The sequence below is a fragment of the Streptomyces sp. KLMMK genome (assembly GCF_036961605.1).
Taxonomy (GTDB): domain Bacteria; phylum Actinomycetota; class Actinomycetes; order Streptomycetales; family Streptomycetaceae; genus Streptomyces; species Streptomyces telluris.
This window is the reverse complement of the sequence record NZ_JBAMDC010000584.1, coordinates 1-3,000: the sequence shown is the minus strand read 5'-3', so window position 1 is coordinate 3,000 and position 3,000 is coordinate 1. Positions and strand designations below refer to the sequence as shown.

Below are 3,000 nucleotides of genomic sequence, written 5' to 3'. Positions count from 1 at the left end.
GCCGCTGGGCCTGCTGCAGGACGGCAGCCTCTCCAGCCCGCGGGACGACGAGAGCAACCTCGCCGGCTGGTACGCGGACGGGGCGGCGCCCGGCGCGACCGGCACCGCCGTCGTCGCCGGCCACGTCGACACCGCCACCGGGCCGGCCGTCTTCTACAACGTCGGCGCCCTGAAGAAGGGGTACCGGGTGGAGGTGGCGCGCGCGGACGGCCGCACGGCGCTGTTCACCATCGACGCGATCGAGGTGTACAGCCGGACGGACTTCCCGTCACAGAAGGTGTACGGGCCGTCGAAGCGCGCCGAGCTGCGGGTGATCACCTGTGGCGGGGGGTTCTCCGAGGAGAGCCACGCCTACCTGGGCAACGTGGTCGTCTACGCCCACCTCACCGGGGTGCGGTGAGGGCACGCGGCCGGCTGTTCCCGGCCGCGGCCCCGGCGCCCTCCGGCCCGCCTACGCCGCTTCCCGCAGCTCCGTGAGCAGCTCCAGGATCCGCTCGCCGTGCTTCGCCAGCTTGCTCTCGCCCACGCCGCTCACCCCGGACAGCGCTTCGAGGGAGGCGGGTGCGGCCGTCGCGATCTCCCGCAGCGTCGCGTCGTGGAAGATCACGTAGGCGGGGACGCCCTGCTCCTTCGCCGTGGCCGCGCGCCAGGCCCGCAGCGCCTCGAAGACCGGGACCGCCTCGGCGGGCAGGTCCGCGGGCGCGGCCCGCTTGCCGGAGCCCGAACCCGAGCCGCCCGACTTCGCCGAGGCCCGCGCCGGCCGCTCGGGCTCGCTGCGCAGCCGCACCTCGCGCCGGCCGCCGAGCACCTCGCCGCTGGCCTCGGTGAGGACGAGCGCGCCGTAGTCGCCCTCGACGGCGAGCAGCCCCTGCGCCAGCAGCTGCCGCACCACGCCCCGCCACTGCGCGACGCTCAGGTCGGTGCCGATGCCGAAGACGGTGAGGCCGTCGTGGTCGTGCTGGATGACCTTCGCGGTCTTCTTGCCCAGCAGGATGTCGATGATCTGGCCCGCGCCGAACTTCTGCCGCCGCTCGCGCGCCAGCCGGTAGACCGCGGAGAGGAACTTCTGGGCGGCGACGGTGCCGTCCCAGGTCTCGGCGGGCGTGAGGCAGGTGTCGCAGTTGCCGCAGGGGCCGCTCTCCTGCCCGAAGTACGCCAGCAGCCGCACCCGGCGGCACTCGACGGTCTCGCACAGGGCCAGCATCGCGTCGAGGTGGGCGGCCAGCCGGCGGCGGTGGGCCTCGTCCCCCTCGGAGCCGTCGATCATCTTGCGCTGCTGGACGACGTCCTGCAGGCCGTAGGCGAGCCAGGCCGTGGACGGCAGGCCGTCGCGCCCGGCGCGGCCCGTCTCCTGGTAGTACCCCTCGACGGACTTGGGCAGGTCGAGGTGGGCGACGAAGCGGACGTCGGGCTTGTCGATGCCCATGCCGAAGGCGATCGTGGCCACCACGACGACGCCGTCCTCGCGCAGGAACCGCGCCTGGTTGGCGGCGCGGGTGCCCGCGTCGAGCCCCGCGTGGTACGGCAGGGCGTCGATGCCGTGCTGCACCAGGAAGTGCGCCGTGTCCTCCACGCTCTTGCGGGAGAGGCAGTAGACGACGCCCGCGTCCCCGGCGTGCTCGGTGCGCAGGAGCTCCAGGAGCTGCTTCTTCGGGTCGTTCTTCGGCGCGATGCGGTACTGGATGTTGGGCCGGTCGAAGCTCGCGACGAAGTGCCGGGCGTCCTGCAGCTTCAGCCGGGACGCGATCTCGGTGTGGGTGGCCTCGGTGGCCGTCGCGGTCAGGGCGATGCGCGGCACGTCCGGCCAGCGCTCGTGCAGGGCGGACAGGGCCAGGTAGTCCGGCCGGAAGTCGTGGCCCCACTGGGCCACACAGTGCGCCTCGTCGATGGCGAAGAGGGAGATCTTGCCGCGGTCGAGCAGGCGCAGCGAGCTCTCCACGCGCAGCCGCTCGGGCGCGAGGTAGAGCAGGTCGAGCTCGCCGGCGAGGAACTCGGCCTCGACCATCCGCCGCTCGTCCGCGTCCTGCGTGGAATTGAGGAAGCCCGCGCGCACGCCGAGGGCGCGCAGCGCGTCCACCTGGTCCTGCATGAGGGCGATGAGCGGGGAGACGACGACACCGACGCCGGGCCGGACCAGGGCCGGGATCTGGTAGCACAGCGACTTGCCGCCGCCGGTGGGCATCAGGACGAGCGCGTCGCCGCCGGCGACGACGTGCTCGATGATCGCTTCCTGATCGCCCCGGAAGGCGTCGTAACCGAAGACGCGCCGCAGGCAGCCCAGAGCCTCACTGCCCGAAGCGTCGGGTGTGGGGGAGGGGGAAGGGACGGGGTCAGCGGGGCGGGCGGTCTCGGTGAGGTCGGCCATGCGGAAAGTCTAGGGCGGGCCGCCGACACGCACGGGGGCCTGTGGATAACTCACGGGTGCCCGACGCTGGGGGGCCGGGCATGGCCGGGTCGGGTCGGGGTCGGGTCGGGCAGGGCCGGGCCGGGCGCGGACCCGGCCCCGCGATCTACGCGACCTCGATCCCGTAGTCCCCGAGCAGCTCCTCCAGCCCGCCCTCGTACCCCTGCCCGCCCAGGACGAAGTCCCAGTCGCCGTTCGCGCGCCGCCGGAAGGAGCCGAGGACGAGCGCGGTCTCGCCCGCCCGGCCGTCGGAGACCTCCAGCTGCCCCAGCTCGGCGCCGGCGCCGTCCGCCAGCCGGATCCGGGCGTCGGTGAACCCCGCCAGGTCGGCGTCCGGATTGACGGCCGGGTCGACGGCCGCGACGAGCACGAGCCGGTCGGCGTCCGCCGGGAGCGCCTCGAAGGCGACGCGGACGGCCGCCTTGTCCCCGCGGGGCGGCGGCACGGCGCGCACGGCCCCGTCGGGGGTCGCGGGGTTGTTGAAGAAGACGAAGTGCTCGTCGCTGAGCACGCGGGTGCCCCGGCAGACGAGGGCGCAGACGTCGAGGGCGACGGCGCCGGACCAGGACATGCCGAGAACGTTGTGGTCACCGGGG

Annotated in this window: 3 protein-coding genes; 1 reads left to right on the top strand and 2 read right to left on the bottom strand. The window is 74.2% G+C overall.

Features of this window, described 5'->3' with window-relative positions; translation table 11 throughout:
• A partial coding sequence (locus V7793_RS35865; RefSeq protein ID WP_336013866.1) for a class F sortase occupies nucleotides 1–400 on the top strand: 400 nt, incomplete at its 5' end.
• A 51-nt stretch (nucleotides 401–451) separates the two neighbouring features.
• Here V7793_RS35865 and recQ read toward each other — a convergent pair.
• Together recQ and V7793_RS35855 are read right to left on the bottom strand one after the other, a co-directional pair.
• Nucleotides 452–2,365: a DNA helicase RecQ gene (gene recQ / locus V7793_RS35860; RefSeq protein WP_336013865.1), complete on the bottom strand. Its 1,914-nt coding sequence runs from the start codon at nucleotides 2,363–2,365 to the stop codon at nucleotides 452–454.
• A gap of 145 nt (nucleotides 2,366–2,510) precedes the next feature.
• Nucleotides 2,511–3,000 (bottom strand): TerD family protein (locus V7793_RS35855; RefSeq protein ID WP_336013864.1); only part of this gene is annotated, 490 nt, incomplete at its 5' end.